This is a genomic window from Microbacterium suaedae (genome assembly GCF_003254645.1).
Lineage (GTDB): Bacteria > Actinomycetota > Actinomycetes > Actinomycetales > Microbacteriaceae > Microbacterium > Microbacterium suaedae.
Map to the genome: position 1 here is coordinate 146844 of NZ_PNFD01000004.1, position 17864 is coordinate 164707.

Annotated in this window: 21 protein-coding genes; 8 read left to right on the forward strand and 13 right to left on the reverse strand. The window is 69.6% G+C overall.

Features of this window, described 5'->3' with window-relative positions; all coding sequences use genetic code 11:
- Positions 1-3 precede the first annotated feature (3 nt).
- Complete coding sequence (locus tag C0012_RS12945) at positions 4-1200, reverse strand: class I SAM-dependent methyltransferase (RefSeq protein WP_111467024.1); 1197 nt, start codon at positions 1198-1200, stop codon at positions 4-6.
- A 139-nt stretch (positions 1201-1339) separates the two neighbouring features.
- On the opposite strand from C0012_RS12945, the gene groES reads away from it, so the two are divergent.
- The 3 genes from groES to rarD all read left to right on the forward strand — a co-directional run bounded on the left by groES (position 1340) and on the right by rarD (position 3842).
- The gene (gene groES / locus C0012_RS12950) at positions 1340-1636 is read left to right on the forward strand and encodes a co-chaperone GroES (protein WP_029152404.1); all 297 of its coding nucleotides are present in this window, start codon (positions 1340-1342) and stop codon (positions 1634-1636) included.
- Positions 1637-1717: 81 nt separating this feature from the next.
- Entirely contained in the window at positions 1718-2815 is a 1098-nt protein-coding gene (locus tag C0012_RS12955) for a mechanosensitive ion channel family protein (protein ID WP_111467025.1), read from the forward strand.
- Positions 2816-2888: 73 nt separating this feature from the next.
- Entirely contained in the window at positions 2889-3842 is a 954-nt protein-coding gene (gene rarD, locus C0012_RS12960) for an EamA family transporter RarD (RefSeq protein ID WP_198411145.1), read from the forward strand.
- A gap of 10 nt (positions 3843-3852) precedes the next feature.
- Here the strand turns inward: rarD and C0012_RS12965 are convergent, their stop codons facing one another.
- From C0012_RS12965 to coaA, 9 genes are all read right to left on the reverse strand, one after another.
- The gene (locus tag C0012_RS12965; protein WP_111467027.1) at positions 3853-4299 is read right to left on the reverse strand and encodes a hypothetical protein; all 447 of its coding nucleotides are present in this window, start codon (positions 4297-4299) and stop codon (positions 3853-3855) included.
- A complete protein-coding gene (gene tsaD, locus C0012_RS12970; RefSeq protein ID WP_111467028.1) occupies positions 4296-5375 on the reverse strand; it encodes a tRNA (adenosine(37)-N6)-threonylcarbamoyltransferase complex transferase subunit TsaD in 1080 nt (359 codons plus the stop codon). Before tsaD ends, C0012_RS12965 begins: the two co-directional genes overlap by 4 nt.
- Complete coding sequence (gene rimI, locus C0012_RS12975; protein ID WP_111467207.1) at positions 5372-5827, reverse strand: ribosomal protein S18-alanine N-acetyltransferase; 456 nt, start codon at positions 5825-5827, stop codon at positions 5372-5374. The genes tsaD and rimI overlap by 4 nt, the downstream gene beginning before the upstream one ends.
- A 14-nt stretch (positions 5828-5841) precedes the next feature.
- The gene (tsaB, locus tag C0012_RS12980; RefSeq protein ID WP_111467029.1) at positions 5842-6549 is read right to left on the reverse strand and encodes a tRNA (adenosine(37)-N6)-threonylcarbamoyltransferase complex dimerization subunit type 1 TsaB; all 708 of its coding nucleotides are present in this window, start codon (positions 6547-6549) and stop codon (positions 5842-5844) included.
- Positions 6550-6574: 25 nt separating this feature from the next.
- Positions 6575-7060, reverse strand: a complete 486-nt coding sequence (gene tsaE / locus C0012_RS12985; RefSeq protein ID WP_111467030.1) for a tRNA (adenosine(37)-N6)-threonylcarbamoyltransferase complex ATPase subunit type 1 TsaE — start codon at positions 7058-7060, stop codon at positions 6575-6577.
- Between the two features lie 115 nt (positions 7061-7175).
- A complete protein-coding gene (gene alr, locus C0012_RS12990; protein ID WP_111467031.1) occupies positions 7176-8300 on the reverse strand; it encodes an alanine racemase in 1125 nt (374 codons plus the stop codon).
- A gap of 126 nt (positions 8301-8426) precedes the next feature.
- Positions 8427-8780: a holo-ACP synthase gene (locus C0012_RS12995; RefSeq protein ID WP_111467032.1), complete on the reverse strand. Its 354-nt coding sequence runs from the start codon at positions 8778-8780 to the stop codon at positions 8427-8429.
- Positions 8781-8857: 77 nt separating this feature from the next.
- The gene (glmS, locus tag C0012_RS13000; protein WP_111467033.1) at positions 8858-10711 is read right to left on the reverse strand and encodes a glutamine--fructose-6-phosphate transaminase (isomerizing); all 1854 of its coding nucleotides are present in this window, start codon (positions 10709-10711) and stop codon (positions 8858-8860) included.
- A gap of 58 nt (positions 10712-10769) precedes the next feature.
- Complete coding sequence (gene coaA / locus C0012_RS13005; protein WP_408631143.1) at positions 10770-11714, reverse strand: type I pantothenate kinase; 945 nt, start codon at positions 11712-11714, stop codon at positions 10770-10772.
- 96 nt (positions 11715-11810) lie between these two features.
- On the opposite strand from coaA, the gene C0012_RS13010 reads away from it, so the two are divergent.
- From C0012_RS13010 to C0012_RS13025, 4 genes are read left to right on the forward strand one after another with little or no spacing between them, the layout of a single operon-like run.
- On the forward strand, positions 11811-12740 hold the full coding sequence (locus tag C0012_RS13010; RefSeq protein ID WP_111467035.1) for a Ppx/GppA phosphatase family protein: 930 nt from the start codon (positions 11811-11813) through the stop codon (positions 12738-12740).
- A gap of 22 nt (positions 12741-12762) precedes the next feature.
- Positions 12763-13758: a formylglycine-generating enzyme family protein gene (locus C0012_RS13015; protein ID WP_111467036.1), complete on the forward strand. Its 996-nt coding sequence runs from the start codon at positions 12763-12765 to the stop codon at positions 13756-13758.
- The gene (locus C0012_RS13020) at positions 13755-14117 is read left to right on the forward strand and encodes a YidH family protein (RefSeq protein WP_111467037.1); all 363 of its coding nucleotides are present in this window, start codon (positions 13755-13757) and stop codon (positions 14115-14117) included. Before C0012_RS13015 ends, C0012_RS13020 begins: the two co-directional genes overlap by 4 nt.
- Positions 14114-14455: a DUF202 domain-containing protein gene (locus C0012_RS13025; protein WP_111467038.1), complete on the forward strand. Its 342-nt coding sequence runs from the start codon at positions 14114-14116 to the stop codon at positions 14453-14455. The genes C0012_RS13020 and C0012_RS13025 overlap by 4 nt, the downstream gene beginning before the upstream one ends.
- Positions 14456-14474: 19 nt before the next feature.
- Here the strand turns inward: C0012_RS13025 and glmM are convergent, their stop codons facing one another.
- The 3 genes from glmM to rplM are packed head-to-tail and all read right to left on the reverse strand — an operon-like array spanning position 14475 to position 16770.
- Positions 14475-15833, reverse strand: a complete 1359-nt coding sequence (glmM, locus tag C0012_RS13030; protein WP_111467039.1) for a phosphoglucosamine mutase — start codon at positions 15831-15833, stop codon at positions 14475-14477.
- A complete protein-coding gene (rpsI, locus tag C0012_RS13035; RefSeq protein WP_111467040.1) occupies positions 15834-16301 on the reverse strand; it encodes a 30S ribosomal protein S9 in 468 nt (155 codons plus the stop codon).
- 22 nt (positions 16302-16323) lie between these two features.
- Positions 16324-16770: a 50S ribosomal protein L13 gene (gene rplM / locus C0012_RS13040; RefSeq protein WP_111467041.1), complete on the reverse strand. Its 447-nt coding sequence runs from the start codon at positions 16768-16770 to the stop codon at positions 16324-16326.
- Positions 16771-16952: 182 nt separating this feature from the next.
- Between rplM and C0012_RS13045 the strand changes: the two genes are divergently transcribed.
- Complete coding sequence (locus C0012_RS13045; protein ID WP_111467042.1) at positions 16953-17723, forward strand: HAD-IIB family hydrolase; 771 nt, start codon at positions 16953-16955, stop codon at positions 17721-17723.
- Positions 17724-17864 lie beyond the last annotated feature (141 nt).

A 17864-nucleotide genomic window follows, 5' to 3' on the forward strand; every position in this document is an offset into this window, starting at 1 on the left:
GTCTCACACCCTGTCCGCGAGGATCGCGACACGCTTGCCGTCGATGCGCGTGACGAGGAGGGTCGCGGATCCGCTTCCCCGGAGCTTCAGCTTCTTCCGCAGCGCCGCGGGATCGATGTCGACGCCGCGCTTCTTGATCTCGAGAGTGCCGATATCCCGTTCGCGAAGCGCCTTCGCGAGGCGCCCCGGATCGGCGGGCAGCGTCTCGCGCACCCGGAACGTGCGCACGAACGGGCTCGTGAGCTCCGCGTCGCCCGTCAGGTAGGCGATTCCTTCGGCCACCGGTCCGGCCTCGAGCGCACGGGCCACGTCACCGACGAGGCGCGCGCGGATCACGGATCCTTCTGGCTCGTGGACGAAGGATCCGAGCCGGCGCACCGCCTCGTCCTCTGCATCGCCGGGCGCAGTGATCTCGTGGGCACCTCCCGAGCGGATCACGAGCGCAGCCCGGCGCACCCCTTCGCGGGCCAGAGAGCCCGACCAGAGCACGAGCTCGACGGTCGAGCCGTCGACGCTGATCCACTGCGCCTCGAACTCGTCTGGGATCGCGTCTCGGTCGTGTGCCGGGCTGAGCTTGATGCCGGTCGGCAGCCGCTGAGCGAGAGCAAACGCCCAGTCGAGGGCGGGCGAGTAGTCGTCGGGAGAGACACGCCGCGTCTCACTGTGGCCCCTCGTGCGGCGCGCGGGGTCGAGCCACACGGCGTCGACGCCCGCGAGATCCGTCTCCTCCGCTCGCCCATGACGTACGTCGACGGACCCGGCATCGTCTCGGAACGGCGAGAGATTGTAGGCGGCGAGCGCGGCCGTGACGTCGTCGGCGTCGACCGCGAGGACACCGATCCCGAGCGAGGCGAATGCGAGAGAGTCGCCTCCGATTCCGCAGCCCAGATCGGCGACGCGCCCGATCCCCGCCTTCTGGAACCGGCCCGCGTGGTGGGCCGAGACGGACATGCGGGTCGCCTGCTCGAGGCCGGCGCGCGTGAAGAGCATGTGGCGGGCGAAGTCTCCGAACTTCGCCTCCGCGCGCTGTCTGAGGCGCACCTGCCCGACGACGGCCGAGACGCGCTCGGGGCTGTGTCCGGCGCCCCGCAGCCGCGAGACCGCGCGCGCGACGTCGGCGACCGTCTCGACGGTGTCCAGGGAGTCGAGCAGTTCCAGTGCCTCGGGTGTGAGAAGCTCGTCGAGCTCGGCGTGGTCCATCATTCCAGCGTAGGACGGGACCGACTTGGCACTCACGTTGCGTGAGTGCCAATTGCAGTTCTAGACTGACGATTAGCACTCTCGGGGTGAGAGTGCGAACCTTACGTCTTCTGTCAGGACAGGAAAGCAGAGGTACACCGTGTCGGTTTCCATCAAGCCGCTCGAGGACCGCATCGTCATCAAGCAGGTCGAGGCTGAGCAGACCACGGCGAGCGGGCTCGTCATTCCCGACACCGCCAAGGAGAAGCCCCAGGAGGGCGAGGTCGTGGCGGTCGGGCCGGGTCGCATCGACGACAACGGCAACCGTGTTCCGGTCGATGTCGCTGTCGGCGACGTCGTTCTGTACAGCAAGTACGGCGGAACCGAGGTCAAGTTCGGCGCTGACGAGTACCTCGTCCTCTCGGCCCGCGACGTCCTCGCGGTCGTCGAGCGCTGACGCTCAACGTCACCTGAGAACCCCGGACGCGATGCGTCCGGGGTTCTTCGTCTGTCGGGGGTCATCCCTACTCTGGAGGACATGACCCCAGAGATCCCCGCCGATGTCTCAGAGATCACCGAGAGCGTGACCACGAATCTGTGGACCGCGTGGAGCGCCGTCGCGATCTCTGCGGTCGGCGCACTCGCCCTCGCGTTCGTCGTCGTCTGGGTGTTCAAGGCCGTCACGAGCCGGCTCGGCCGCCGACACGAAGTGTTCCGCGAACTCAGCCGTCGCTTCCCGAAGCCCACCTTCTGGTTCGTCACGGTCATCGGCTGGAAGGCGACGGTTCCGCTCTTCTTCCCGCAGGGCTTCGACGATCTGAAGGGAGCCGCCGACTACGCGCTCGATCTCTCGATCATCGCCGTCATCGGCTGGATCCTCGGCAAGATCCTCATCCTGCTCATCGACGGGGCGATGCGTCGTCAGGATTCCGTGAGCGGCGACGCCTTCACGGCGCGCCGGCGCCGCACGCAGCTGCGCATGATCCGCCGGCTCGTGATCGCCGTTGTCGCGGTGCTCACGATCGCCGCCATGCTTCTCACGATCCCCGGCGCCGAGACGTTCGGCGCCTCGCTGTTCGCGTCTGCCGGCGTCGCCTCGATCGTCGCCGGCCTCGCGGCGCAGTCGACGCTCGGCAATCTCGTCGCGGGTATCCAGCTCGCCTTCTCGAACGCGCTCAAGGTCGGAGACACGGTCGAGGTCGACGATCAGTTCGGCACCATCGAGGAGATCACGCTCACGTACGTCGTCGTGCAGATCTGGGACGATCGGCGCCACGTTCTCCCATCGACCTACTTCACGACGACCCCGTACACGAACTGGACCCGCAACCAGACCGCGGTCACGGGCACCGTCTTCGTCGAGGCCGACTACACGGTCGACGTCGACGCCGTGCGGGCCGAACTCGAGCGGATCCTCGACGCCGCTCCCGAGTGGGATCGCCGCAGCTGGGGCCTCATCGTGTCCGATGCGACGGGCGGAGTCGCCCAGCTGCGCGCGACCATGACGGCCGCCGACGGCGACCTGCTGTGGGATCTGCGCTGCAAGGTGCGCGAGCAGCTCGTCGCGTTCATCGCGACGCAGCGCCCGCAGGATCTGTCCCGCACCCGCGTGCAGGTCGATCCCGACGCCACCTGATTTGGCAGGATCCCGCTCCTGCTCGACAGGACGCGCGCAGCCGCGAGTCTCGCCGCCGCCGTAGGCTTGATCGGTGAGCACGACTTCTCCTCCTGGTCCCCTCTCCCGCGATGCCGTGGCCGGCGTCGGATACGGCTTCGGGGCCTATCTGCTGTGGGGCGTGCTCCCGCTGTACTTCGTCGTGCTGGCGCCGACCGGACCGTGGGAGACGCTCGCCTGGCGCGTGCTGCTGTCGCTCGCGCTCTGCGCCCTGTTGCTCACCGTCACGCGGGGGTGGGGCCGACTGCGCGCGATCGCCCGGTCACCGCGACTGCTCGCATGGTCCGCCGTCGCGGGCGTGCTCATCTACGCGAACTGGCAGGGATTCCTCTTCGCGGCGCAGACGGGCCACGTGCTGCAGGCGAGTCTCGGGTACTTCATCAATCCGATCGCGACCGTCCTGCTCGCGGTCCTCGCGTTGCAGGAACGCCTGCGTCCGTTGCAGTGGGCCGCGGTCGGCATCGCCGCGGTCGCAGTGGTCGTGATCGTCGTGTTCTACGGATCCATCCCCTGGCTCTCGCTGCTGCTCGCCGGCACGTTCGCGCTCTACGGCCTCGTCAAGAAGAAGCACCTCGGACACGCGGTTGATCCCGTGAGCGGCCTGACCCTCGAGACCGCCTGGCTCACGCCGATCGCGTGCGTCCAGCTGCTGATCGTCGGATCCACCACGGGACTGACGCTCGGACACCACGGCGCGGTCCACACGATGCTGCTGCTGCTCGCCGGCGTCGCAACCACCGTCCCGCTGCTGCTGTTCGCGGCTGCATCTCGCCGCGTCTCGCTCACGACCGTCGGACTGCTGCAGTTCACCGCGCCGATCCTGCAGTTCCTCACGGGCGCATTCCTGCTGCACGAGGAGATGCCGATCGAGAGGTGGATCGGATTCGCCCTCGTCTGGCTGGCCTGCTTCGTGCTCGTCGTCGACATGGTGCGCCAGAGCCGTGAGCGCGCCACCCGGCGACGCGCGCACCCGGTTCCGACCGTCTGAAGCGCGCCGGTCAGACCACGAGCTCAGACACCGCGAGCTGCGGCAGGATCCATGTGAGCCAGTAGGCGCTGAAAAGGATCGAGACGCTCCCGCAGACGATCGCGGTCCAACACCAGCGCCGCCGCTCCGAGCGACGGAACAGGGCGACCGCGCCGAGAACCACGCCGACGAGACCGACCACGGCGCCCCACGGTCCGAACCACGACACGACGATGCCGATCGCCGAGAGCGTCACGGCGACAACACCGAGGCGCGTCACGTGCGGGCGCCGCTCGCGCCGGGTGAGGGGGCGCTCGGCGACATCCGGGTGGATCCACCCGAACGTGTCGGATCCGACCGTCGCAAGCGGCCCCGTCGTCGACGAGACCGCGCGGGGATCGGTCGAGCGCTGCTCCGACGCGCGGTCGGCGGAGGACCCTTCTTCCGGGACGTCCGCGTGCGCGCGCATCCCGATCATGCCGTCACGGCCTCCCGCTCGGCGACCTGGATCTCCGTGACGGGCAGCGTCGAGTCGGCGCCGAACGCGAGCGTCGACGGATCCCGTCCGCTCGCGATGAGCTGAGCCGCGAGTGCTGCGATCATCGCGCCGTTGTCGGTGCACAGGCTGAGCGGCGGGATCCGGACGGTGACTCCGCGTTCCTCGGCGCGGGCGAGCGCGACCTCGCGCAGCCGGCGATTGGCGATGACGCCCCCGCCGAGCAGCAGCCGCGGCACGCCGCGCGTCTCGCACGCATCGAGCGCCTTCGTCACGAGCACGTCGACGACGGCCTCGCGGAAGCTCGCGGCCACGTCAGCAAGGGGGACGACCTCGCTCGCCTGCTCGCGCTGCTCGATCCAGCGCGCGACCGATGTCTTGAGGCCCGAGAACGAGAAGTCGAACCGATGCCGTTCGAGATCGCTCGCACGCGACAGCCCACGCGGGAAGCGAATGGCAGCCGGATCCCCGCCCTCGGCCGCACGGTCGATCTGCGGCCCGCCGGGGTACGGCAGGCCGAGGATCCGCGCGACCTTGTCGAACGCCTCGCCTGCAGCGTCATCGATCGTCTCGCCGAGCAGCTCGACGTCGCTCGTGAGGTCGCGCACGTGCAGAAGCGAGGTGTGCCCGCCCGAAACGAGCAGCGCGATCGTCGGGTACTCGAGCGGATCCGTGTCGGGCGCGACGATATCGGCCGCGATGTGCCCGACAAGGTGGTTCACGGCGTAGAGCGGCTTCCCGAGTGCGAGCGCGAGGGCCTTCGCCGCGCCGACGCCGACCATGAGGGCACCCGCGAGACCCGGGCCGCTCGTGACGGCGACGGCATCGAGGTCGTCGAGACGCACGCCTGCCTCGGCGACCGCGCGCTCGATGGCGGGCTGCAGCGCCTCCAGGTGCGCGCGGGCCGCGACCTCGGGCACGACACCGCCGTAACGCGCGTGCTCGTCCATGCTGCTCGCGATCGTGTTGCTCAGCAGCGTGCGGCCGCGCACGATCCCGATGCCGGTCTCGTCGCAGCTCGTCTCGATGCCGAGAACGAGAGGGTCGGTGCGGTTCATCGGGGCGTCTCCTGCGTCTCAGCCCACGCGGTCAGGTCGAGTCGCATGACGACGGCGTCGACGTCGTCGGGCTGGTAGTAGCGGGGGCGACGACCGAGCTCCGTGAATCCCTCGCTCTCGTACAGCGCGGTCGCGACAGGATTGTCGGCGCGCACCTCGAGGAAGACCTCGCGAGCGCGGCGTTCGGCAGCCGTCTCGAGCAGCGCGCGGAGCAGGGAACGCCCCTGACCACGACCGCGCGCGTCGGCCGAGACGGCGATCGTCTGCACGTCCGCGTCTTTCCCGCCCGCGAGGTGCCGCAGGCCTGCGTATCCGGCGACGGCTCCGCCCCGCTCGAGCACGATGTATCGACCGTGCGGCGAGGCCAGCTCGGCCCGCATCGTCTCGTCGCTCCACGCGTCCGCGGGGAAGCTCGCCCGCTCGATCGCCATGATCGCACCGAGGTCATCCATCGTCGCCGTGCGGATCACGTGCTCACCCGCTTCACCGGGCCCGGCAGCTTCGCGTCAGGGGCACGCAGATAGAGCGGCTCGCCGATCTCGGGGATCCTGCCCGCGCGGAGCATGCGCGCCGCGAGGATTCCGATGGCGCCGGCAGCGATGGACCTGGCGTGCACGACCTCTCCGAGCGGGGCGCCTGCCGCGGGGTCCGGCGCGCTGAGATTCTGAGTTCGCGCCGGCGTGCTGACGCCTTCGCCGGATCCTTCAGAATCTCGGGTATTCGTCAGGTCCTCGGCACGCGGCTGCGGCACGAGTACGGGCCCGGAGACGCGGCGCGGGATGCCGTCGTCGGATCCCTCGTACGTGCTCACCGCGTTCTCACGGCGCCGCGCGTCGGTGACGACGGAGAATCGGCCATCGGTCTGCCGCTCGAGCGCCGCCGCGTCGTGGCTGACGACCGGCACCACAGGGATCCCGCGCCCCGTCGCGAACGCGCGGGCCGCCGCGATCCCGATGCGCAGGCCCGTGAACGGCCCCGGCCCCATGCCGACGGCGACGTGCGTGATGTCGGCGGGAACAGCCCCCGCTTCGGCGAGCGCCCGTTCGAGCAGCGTGCCGATCACCTCGGCGTGGCCACGGGTGCCCTCGCTGTCGGCCTGCGCGCACACGTCTTCCGTCGCCGGGTCGACGACGGCGACGGAGGAGCCGAGTGAGGAGTCGATCGCGAGAATCATCGCTTCCAGCGTAGGCGTGCGCTCCTCAGAGCCAGCTGGCGTCACGTTGCGTTACGACAACGGTCCGGGGGGCATCGAGGTCGAGGTTCTCCGGGTCCACATCTGCCTCCCCCACCGGACGCGTGATCTCGATGTCCCACCAAGCATCGGCGATGTGCGCGACCGCGTCGCGGCCCCACTCGATGATCGTCACGGATCCGTCAAGATCGAGGTCGAGGTCTTCCAGCTCGGCGGCATCGGACAGCCGGTACGCGTCGGCGTGAACCAGCGGAGCGCTGCCCGTGAGCGACGGATGCGTCCGTGCGAGGACGAAGGTGGGGCTCTGCACCGGGCCGCGCACTCCGAGCCCGTCGGCGATGCCGCGCGTGAGCGTCGTCTTGCCCGCGCCGAGCGGCCCTGTCAGCACCAGAACGTCGCCCGCCACGAGCGCGTCGCCGATCCGGCGCCCGAGCGCCTCCATGTCGGCGGACGTCGCGACCTCGTGCTCACCCAGGATGTCGTCGGGAACCATGAACCCATCCTCTCGCGTGGTCTCCGTGCACAACGACGCCAATTCTGACCCGTTCCGGCCAACACGCCGCGGATCTGCGCGACGGACGACAGAATCGGCGTCGTTGTGTATCCGCTTACTCCACGACGACGCGGCGCACGCGCGGGCCGATGCGCGTGACGATCTCGTAGTTGATCGTGCCCGCCGCATCGCCCCACTCGGCGGCCGACGGCGCGCCGCGAAGCGGATCCCCGAACAGCACCGCCTGGTCGCCGGGCGCCACCTCGGTGTCGCCGACATCGACGACGAACTGATCCATCGCCACGCGCCCGGCCACACGGAAGCGCTCTCCGCGGATCCGCACCGGACCGGCGTTCGACGCCTGCCGCGGCACGCCGTCGGCGTACCCGAGCGGCACGAGAGCGAACGTCGTGTCCCGCTCGGCGCGATAGGTGTATCCGTACGAGGCACCCTGCCCTGCTTGCACGCGGCGCACGGCGGCGATCGGCACCCGCAGCGTCATGGCCGGCCGCAGCCCGAGCTCGGCCGCCGAGCGGTCGTCGAAAGGCGACAGGCCGTAGATCCCGAGCCCGACCCGCACCGCGTCGAGGCGCGCCTCGGGCACGTCGAACGCCGCGGCGGTCGCCGCGAGATGACGGATCCGCGGGGAGAGGCCCGCCTCCGCGGCGCCGCCGAGCGCTTCCTCGAACAGCCCCAGCTGCGCGAGATCGTCCTCGCGGCTCGCACCAGACAGGTGGCTGAACAGACCATCGACGCGCACGCGATCCTCACGCTCGAGACGCGCGGCCTCGCCGAGAAGCGCGGCCCACTCCCCCGGCGCGGCGCCGTTGCGCCCGAGGCCCGTCTCGAACTTCAGATGCACGACCGGGGCGGATCCGGAGGCGTGGGCGACAACGCGGCGCAACTGATCGACGCCCGAGACGCCGATCTCTACGCCGTCGGCGAGGGCCGGCCGGAAATCGGTGTCGGGAGCGTGGAGCCAGGCGACGATCGGCGCGCCGATGCCAGCCTGACGCAGAGCGATCGCCTCCGCGACATCGGCCACGCCGATCCGCGTCGCTCCCCCGGCGAGGGCGCCGCGCGCCGCCGTGATCGCACCGTGGCCGTACCCGTCGGCCTTCACGACCGCGATGAACTCATGCGTGCGGGTCACGGCCCGCAGCGTGCGCACATTGTGCTCGATCGCGCCGCGATCGACGATCGCCTCGCGCGCGACGCCGTACCCGTCAGCTTCAGTCATACCTCGGATCCTCCCACTCGCCACCCGCGGCGCCCACCTGCACAACGACGCCAATATTCGCCCGGACGGGCCGGAAAGGGCCGAATCGCACGAATCTGCACAGAATTGGCGTCGTTGTGTAGGACATCACCCCTCCAGCACGACGTAGGCAAGGGCGAGGCCCCCGTCGTGCGAGAGGGACAGGTGGGGCCGGGTCGCCCCGCGCGCGGCGAGAGTGCGGGCTGTCTCGCCCGTGACGACATAGCTCGGCGCCTGGCGCTCGCCGAGGCGGGGAACCTCGATCTCCTGCCAGCGCACGCCGTCGGATCCGCCGAGCGCCTTGATGAGCGCTTCCTTCGCCGCGTAGCGCGCGGCGAGGGAACGCAGCGGCAGCTCGCGCTCGTGCGCCGTGAACAGGCGCTCCATGAGGCGCGGCGAGTGCGCGATCTGTCCCTCGAAACGATCGATGTCGACCATGTCGACGCCGATGCCGATGATCACGACGCGCTCCCCTTGCTCATGCCAGCAGTCTAGGTCGACCACCGGCTCGCTCTTGCTCTGCGCCGATCGGGCGCGCGCTACTCCACCGTGACGGACTTCGCGAGGTTGCGCGGCTGGTCGACGTCGAGGCCCTTCGCGGTCGCGAGGCCCATCGCGAAGATGTGCAGCGGCACGACGGCGAGGATCGGCTCGAAAAGCGGGCTCGCAAGCGGAATCCGCAGCATCTCGTCGGCCGACGGCAGCACGGCCGTGTCGCCCTGCTCCGCGATCGCGATGATGCGGGCGCCGCGCGCGCGGATCTCCTCGATGTTCGAGATGACCTTGGCGTGCATTGTGGCGTTGCCGCGCGGCGACGGCACGACGACGAACACGGGCTGACCTGGCTCGATAAGCGCGATCGGACCGTGCTTCAGCTCTCCGGCCGCGAATCCCTCGGCGTGGATGTACGAGATCTCCTTGAGCTTGAGCGCGCCCTCGAGCGCGATCGGGAAGCCCACGTGGCGGCCGAGGAAGAGCACGGATCGCGTGTCCGCCATCCAGTGCGCGAGCTGCTCGATGCGCTCCTGCTCGTTGTCGAGGATCCACTGGATCTTCTCGGGCAGCTCCTCGAGCTGGACGACGGCCTCGGCTGCGTCGTCCGTCGACAGAGCCTCGCGGACGCGCCCCACGTGCAGCGCGAGCAGGTAGAGCGCCGTGATCTGTGCGACGAACGCCTTCGTCGATGCGACCGCGACCTCGGGGCCGGCGTGCGTGTAGACGATCGCATCCGACTCGCGAGGGATCGTCGCGCCCTGGGTGTTGCAGATCGACAGCGTCTTCGCGCCGAGGCGCGCCGCCTCCTTGACGGCCATGAGCGTGTCCATCGTCTCGCCCGACTGGCTGATCGAGACGACGAGCGTGGAGGCGCCGACGATCGGATCGCGGTACCGGAACTCATGAGCGAGCTCGACGTCGACCGGGATCCGGGCCCAGCGCTCGATCGCGTACTTGCCGACGAGTCCCGAGTAGTAGGCGGTGCCGCAGGCGAGGATCACGACGCGCTCGATGCCGGTGAACAGCTCGTCGAGACCGTCGAGCTCGGGGATCACGATCCGGCCATCGCGGATCCGCCCCCGCACGGTGTTGGCGACGGCCTCGGGCTCCTCCGAGACCTCCTTGGCCATGAAGCTCGACCAGCCACCCTTGTCGGCCGCCGAAGCGTCCCACGACACCTCGAACGGTGCCGGCTCGACCGGGTTGCCGTCGAAGTCGATCACGGAGACAGCGTCGGGCGTGATCGCGACGATCTCGTCCTGACCGATCGCGAGGGCGTGGCGCGTGTGCTCGACGAACGCGGCGACGTCGGATCCGAGGAAGTTCTCACCCTCACCGAGTCCGATGACGAGGGGCGAGTTGCGACGGGCGCCGACGACGAGGCCCGGGTGGTCCTCGTGCGTCGCGAGGAGGGTGAACGCCCCATCCAGACGGTGGACGACGGCACGGAAGGCGCCGACGAGATCTCCGCCGTTCGCCCGGTATGCGCGGGCGAGAAGTGCCGCAGCGACCTCGGTGTCGGTCTCGCTGCGGAACGTGACGCCGTCCGCCGCGAGCTCACGCCGGAGATCGGCGAAGTTCTCGATGATGCCGTTGTGGATGACCGCAAGACGGTCATCGTCGGCAAGGTGGGGATGCGCATTCTCGTCGGTGGGCCCGCCGTGGGTCGCCCATCGGGTGTGTCCGATGCCCGTCGTGCCCGCGCCGATCGGCTCGGCCGCGAGCGCCTCGCGCAGCGCCGAGAGCTTGCCTGCGCGCTTGCGCATGCCGAGGGATCCGCTCTCGTCGATCACGGCGATGCCCGCCGAGTCGTACCCGCGGTATTCGAGGCGGGCCAGGCCCGAGACGAGGATGTCCTGGCTGGCCCGAGGGCCGACGTATCCGACGATTCCGCACATGCGGGCAATCCTATGACCGGTGCCTGACAATCCCGCCAGAGGCGCTCCTCCGGTCGCGCTACAGCTTGCGCAGGAGAACGCGCTCGACGGCGTGCTCGGCCCCCTTGCGGAGGACGAGGGTCCCCCGGTGCTTCGTCGGCTCGACGTTCGAGGTGAGATTCGGCAGGTTGATCTCGTTCCAGATGCCCCGCGCCGTTGCGATCGCTTCCTCGTCGGAGAGGTGCTGGTAGACGTTGAAGTACGACGCGGGGTTCGAGAAGGCGCCCTCGCGCAGCTTGAGGAAGCGCCCGATGAACCACTCTTCGATGTGCGCGCTGTCGGCGTCGACGAAGACCGAGAAGTCGAACAGATCGCTCACGGCCACGTCATTCGGGGCGGGCGGCGGCTGCAGGACGTTGAGGCCCTCGACGATGAGCACGTCGGGACTGCGCACGACGACCGACGCATCGGGCATGATGTCGTACTTCACGTGCGAGTAGAACGGCGCCCGCACCTCGCGCGCGCCCGACTTCACGCGCGTGACGAAGTCGACGAGCGCGCGGCGGTCGTACGACTCGGGGAAGCCCTTCCGGCCCATCAGCCCGCGACGCTCGAGCTCCGCGTTGGGGTACAGGAAGCCGTCGGTCGTGACGAGCTCGACGCGGGGGGTGTCTCCCCATCGGCTCATCAGCTCGCGCAGCAGGCGCGCGACGGTCGACTTGCCGACCGCGACCGAGCCGGCGACCCCGACGACGAACGGGATCCGCGGCTGCTCCTCGCCGAGGAAATCGGCGACCTCCCCGCCGATCTGGCGCGTGCCGCGCGCCCACGCGCTCAGCAGACGGCTGATCGGCAGGTACACGTCGCGCACCTCGTTCACATCGAGCCGATCGCCGAGGCCGCGGATCTGCACGATCTCCTGTTCGGTCAGGGGCTGGTCCATCCCCTTCGCCAGGCGCGCCCAGTCCTCGCGCGGGATATCGCGGTAGAGGGAGGGCTGCAGGGAGCCGCTGACAGAAGCCATCCGCGACATGATACTTCCCCCGGCAGCTCGTCGAAGAACGCGCGTTCGGGAGGTGTCGGGCTCTCGCGCCTGCTCTTCGGCGTCTATCGTTCTGCCATGCGCCTCGGAGTTCTCGACATCGGTTCCAACACCGTCCACCTGCTCATCGCCAATGCGCAGCCGGGGGGCCGCCCGCTCGCCGCGACGAGTGAGAAACGCACCCTGCGCCTCATGCGCTATCTCCAGGACGACGGGGCGATCTCTCCCGACGGGGTCGACGCGATCCTCAAGGCCGTGCGCAAGGCACGGAAGGTCGCGAAGAAGGAGGGTGTCGAGGAGCTCCTCGCGACCGCGACTTCGGCCGTGCGCGAGGCCGCGAACGGCCCCGAGGTGATCGCGCAGATCGAAGAGACTCTGGGCCAGAGCCTCCAGGTGCTCGGCGGATCCGACGAGGCGCGATTCACGTTCCTCGCCGTCCGCCGCTGGTTCGGCTGGTCGGCCGGGCAGATCCTGCTCTTCGACATCGGCGGCGGATCCCTCGAGGTCGCGGGCGGATCCGAGGAGCTTCCGCAGATGGCCGAGTCGGTGCAGCTCGGGGCGGGGCGCATGACCGTGCGGCACCTCCCCGAGGATCCTCCGGGCGACGAGGCGGTCGCGCGCCTCGCGGCGCACGCGGAGGAGACACTCGCGCCCCTCGCCACGCGCTTCGGACGGATCGCTCGGCCGGATCACGTCGTCGGATCCTCGAAGACGATCCGCTCGCTCTCGCGGCTCGTCGGCTACAAGCGGCCCGGCTGGTCCGGGATCGATCGCTGGATGCTCCCCCGCGCTGCGCTCGGCGCGTGGATCCCCGTCCTCTCACGGATCCCGGCGCAGTCGCGGCAGGAACTCCCCGGCATCACGCAGGATCGGACCTTCCAGATCACGGCGGGCGCCGTCGTGCTGCACGAGGCGATGAAGGCGCTCGACGTCGACGAGCTCGAGGTGAGCCCGTGGGCGCTGCGCGAGGGCGTTCTGCTGCGTTACATCGAGGACATGGGCTGGTGAAGCGGCCCGGTACGGTGGGGGCATGACCTCCCCCACGGACGCAACGGGATGCGGATGCGGGTGCAGCCCTGCCCGCGAGAAGATGGTTCCGCTCACGACCCGGCCGGCCGTTTCGCCCACCCACGCCGCGGGCGACGGGAGCGCCGCCCACGCGATCGAGCAGGCCGTGGTCCCCGCAACCCGCTTCACGATGGGCGACTCGTCGGGCGACCGTAATCCCGCGGATGGCGAGGTCCCGCTGCACGAGGTCTCGCTCGAGGCGTTCTCGATCGACGCGACGAGCGTGACGAATGCCGACTTCGCGAAGTTCGTCGAGGCGACCGGATACGTCACGGAGGCCGAGTCGTTCGGCTTCTCGGCGGTGTTCCACCTCGCTCTCGAGGCCGACGAGGAGGACATCCTCGGCGTTCCCCCGGGAACCCCCTGGTGGTACGGGACGAAGGGCGCCGATTGGCGGCATCCGAACGGGCGGAACTCCTCGATCGAGGGGATGGACGACCACCCCGTCGTGCACGTGAGCTGGAACGATGCGCAGGCCTACTGCACGTGGGCCGGTCGGCGCCTGCCGACCGAGGCCGAGTGGGAGTGCGCTTCACGCGGGGGGCTCGACGGCGCGAAGTACCCCTGGGGTGACGAGGAGGTCGACGCCGACGGCTGGCGCGCGAACATCTTCCAGGGTGTCTTCCCCACCGAGAACACGGTCGCGGACGGCTTCCTCACGACCGCGCCCGTACGGACGTTCTCGCCCAATGGCTACGGCCTGTGGCAGACCGTCGGCAATGTGTGGGAGTGGTGCGAGGACTGGTTCGACCCGAACACATACCGCCGCTCGCCCGATTCGGATCCGCGCGGCCCCGAGCGAGGGAACGCGCGCGTGCTCCGCGGTGGCAGCTACCTCTGCCACGACTCGTACTGCAACCGATACCGCAATTCGGCGCGCTCGCAGAACACGCCCGATTCGTCGATGGGCAATGCGGGCTTCCGCACCGTCGCGCGCGAGAACGGCGGGCACGCGTGACCGACAAGAGATTCCCCCGCCGCGTCTACCGCGAAGGCGGGGAGCCGGATCCGCGCTTCAGCCTCGCGAACGAGCGCACGTTCCTCGCCTGGCTGCGCACGTCGCTCGCCATGTACGCCGCCGCCTTCGCGCTCGAGGCACTCGAGCTGCCCGCCTCCGCCGGATGGCGCCTCGCGGCAGCCGCTGTCTTCCTCGTGCTGGGCACAGTCGGATCCGTGCAGGCCTGGATCGGGTGGACACGCACCGAGACCTCGCTTCGGCGCAATGAACCCCTTCCGGGTCTCGCCGTCGGCGGCCTCGTCGTGGTCGGCGTGATCGTCGCGGTTGTGCTCATCGTGATCGGCATGTTCGTGCCATGACGACGCACGAGGTCTTCGATCCCGGCCTCCAGCCCGAGCGAACGCTCCTCGCGTGGCGTCGCACGTGTCTGGCGTTCGCTCTCGCGAGCCTCGTCGGCGCGCGCTTCACGGTCGACGCGCTCGGCGTGCTGTCGGTCGTCATCGGCGTGCTCGGCGCGGGTCTCGCGGCGACCGCCTACTTCGCGGCGGCGGCGGGATACCAGCGGGCCCAGCGGGCGCTGCACGCCCACGGCGCTTCGGGCACGACGGGCGTTCCGATCCTTCTCGTCACGGGCGCGGCTCTCCTCGTCGGCATCGCCTGCACCGCGTTCATCGTGGTGCGGACCTGGACCGGCTGACCCCGCGAGGGATGAAGGCTTAGAGCGCGAGGCGGTCGCGGACGATCTGCGCGAGCCGCTCGGCGGCCGTCTGCGCCGTGTGTTCGTCGGCGGCCTCGACCATCACGCGCACAAGCGCCTCCGTGCCCGACGGGCGCAGCAGCACACGCCCCGTGTCGCCGAGCTCGGCCTCGACCTCGGCGACAGCGTTCTGCACGCCCTCGTCGTCGGCCACACGGGTCTTGTCGACACCCGAGACGTTGATCATGGTCTGCGGCAGCACGGTCATGATCGACGCGAGCTCCGCGAGACTCCGTCCCGTGCGCGCCATCTCGCCGACGATCTGCAGGCCGGTGAGGAGCCCATCACCCGTGGTCGAATGCTGCTTCATGATGACGTGACCGGACTGCTCGCCGCCGAGTGAGTATCCGTCGCGGTTCATCGCCTCGAGAACGTAACGGTCGCCGACCGCCGTCTGCACCACGCGGATCCCGCGCTCCTCCATGGCGAGCGTGAGACCGAGGTTGCTCATGACGGTCGCGACGAGCGTGTCGTCGACGAGCTCGCCCCTCTCGTGCAGAGAGGCGGCGAGGATGGCCATGATCTGATCGCCGTCGAGGACGCGGCCCTCCGCATCGACGGCGAGGCATCGGTCTGCGTCGCCATCGTGGGCGATGCCGACGTCCGCGCCGAGCGCGACGACCGTCTCCGAGAGCTTCTCGAGGTGCGTGGATCCGACGCCGTCGTTGATATTGAGGCCGTCGGGATCCGCGCCGATGACCGTGACATCTGCTCCCGCGTCGGCGAACAGCTGCGGGGAGACGCCGGAGGCGGCGCCGTTCGCGCAGTCGATCACGACCCGGAGGCCGTCCAGGCGTACGGGAAGCGTGCCGAGCAAGTGAAGAAGGTAGCGATCCTCCGCGTCGGCGAAGCGCGCGATGCGGCCGACGTCGCCGCCCGTGGGCAGCAGCTTCGGACGCTCGAGATAGCGCTCGATGCGCTCCTCGACGACATCCGGAAGCTTGATGCCGCCGTGCGCGAAGATCTTGATCCCGTTATCGGGCGCCGGGTTGTGCGACGCCGAGATCATGACGCCGAAATCGGCGTCGAAGTCGCTCACAAGGAACGCGAGGGCGGGCGTAGGGATCACTCCCGCGTCGTAGACGTCGATGCCGCTCGATGCGAGCCCCGCCGCGACCGCCGCCCCGAGGAACTCTCCCGAGATGCGTGGGTCGCGAGCGATGACCGCCTTTGCCCGTCGTCCCTCGGCGCGGCGCGCCTCAGCGGAACGCCCCTGGCCCAGGACGACAGCTGTCGCCTGGGCCAGGGAGAGGGCAAGGTCGGCGGTGAGGGCGCCGTTGGCGAGCCCTCGCACGCCGTCCGTGCCGAAGAGCGCCATTTAGCGCTTCGAGAACTGCGAAGCCTTGCGGGCCTTCTTGAGACCGGCCTTCTTGCGCTCGATGACGCGAGCGTCGCGCGTGAGGAATCCGGCCTTCTTGAGGGCGGGACGGTTGTTCTCGCGGTCGATCTCGTTGAGGGCGCGCGCGATCGCGAGGCGGAGCGCACCGGCCTGGCCCGAGGGGCCGCCGCCGTTGATGCGCGCCGTCACGTCGTACGAGTCCGTGAGGCCGAGGAGCGTGAACGGGTCGGTGATGAGCTGCTGGTGGAGCTTGTTGGGGAAGTACTCCTCCAGCGGGCGGCCGTTCACCGTGAAGGCGCCCGAGCCGGGGTTCAGGCGCGCACGGGCGATGGCCTGCTTGCGACGACCCACAGCGGCGCCGGGGACGCTGACGACGGGGCGCGGAGCCTCGACCTCGGCCTCGGCCGGGGTCTCGGTGGAGTAGTTCTGAACGTCTTCAGTCACGATTTGGTCCTTTTAGCCGCGGCGCTTACTGGGCGACCTGGTCGAGGGTGTACGTCTTGGGCTGCTGAGCGGCGTGCGGGTGCTCGGCACCGGCGTACACCTTGAGCTTCGCCAGCTGCTGACGGCCCAGCGTGTTCTTCGGGAGCATGCCGCGGACGGCCTTCTCGACGGCCCGCTCGGGCTTCGTCGCGAGGAGCTCCTCGTAGTTGACCGACTTGAGGCCGCCCGGGAAGCCCGAGTGACGGTAGGCGCGCTTGTTCTGCGCCTTGTTGCCGGTGAGGGCGACCTTGTCTGCGTTGATGATGACGACATAGTCGCCCATGTCGACGTGGGGAGCGAAGGTCGCCTTGTGCTTGCCGCGCAGGAGCGCTGCGGCGTGCGAGGCGAGGCGGCCGAGAACGACGTCGGTGGCGTCGATCACGAGCCACTCGCGCTGAGCGTCACCGGCCTTCGGGGTGTAAGTGCGCGTCACGATTGTGCTGCTTTCTTGTCGAACGGAGGTGTTCGTGAATCCCGCTCCGGGGCGGTTGCCTCGGAGACGCCGAGACAACGCAGCCGGTGGAGGGCTCACGTTCGTGGTGCGCACACGTGCACGCACCAGCGAGCAATACTACCCGATCAGGATCCCCAGCGCGAATGGGACAGAATAGAGGCATGACCTCCGCCCAGCCGCTCGTCGTGGCGTTCGACCTCGACGACACGCTCGCCCCCTCGAAGTCGCCCGTGGATCCGCGCGTCGCGCAGCAGCTCGTCGACCTCGCCCGCCGCGTCGAGGTCGCCGTCATCTCGGGAGGCCAGATCGGCCAGTTCCGCGCGCAGCTCGTCGACCGCCTGCCCGACGCGACCGACGCGCTCGCGCACATCCACCTCCTCCCGACGTGCGGCACGGCGTACTACCGCCACGATGGATCCGATTTCTCGCTCCTCTACTCGCGTGACCTCACCGACGACGAGAAGTCGCGCGCGCTCGCGGCGATCGAGGAGGAGGCGAAGCGCCTCGGATATTGGGAAACCGAGACCTGGGGCCCGATCCTCGAGGATCGCGGCTCGCAGATCACGTTCTCGGCGCTCGGCCAGTCGGCTCCCGTCGACGCCAAGAAGGCGTGGGATCCGACGAGCGAGAAGAAGTCGGAGCTCCGCGACGCCGTCGCGGCGCGTCTCCCCGATCTCGAGGTGCGCTCGGGCGGATCCACCTCGGTCGACATCACCCGCAAGGGCATCGACAAGGCGTACGGCATGCACCAGCTTGCGGAGCAGAGCGGGATCTCGCTCGACGACATGCTGTTCTACGGCGACCGCCTCGACGAGGGCGGCAACGACCGCCCCGTGCTCGACATGGGCGTCGCCTGCGTCGCGGTGACGGGCTGGGAGGACACGGCCGACAAGCTCGACGCGCTGCTGACGGAGTTAGCTGTGCGAGTCTAGGGCGATCAGCGTCTCGCGAACCTCATACTGCCAGAGCCCCACAGCGCGCTCCGCCCGTCATGCCCCGTCACCCTCCACACGCGCACGGTCTTCTCGTTGATTGCCCTTCAGGCGACGATTCGCGAGATACCAGAGTCGCCC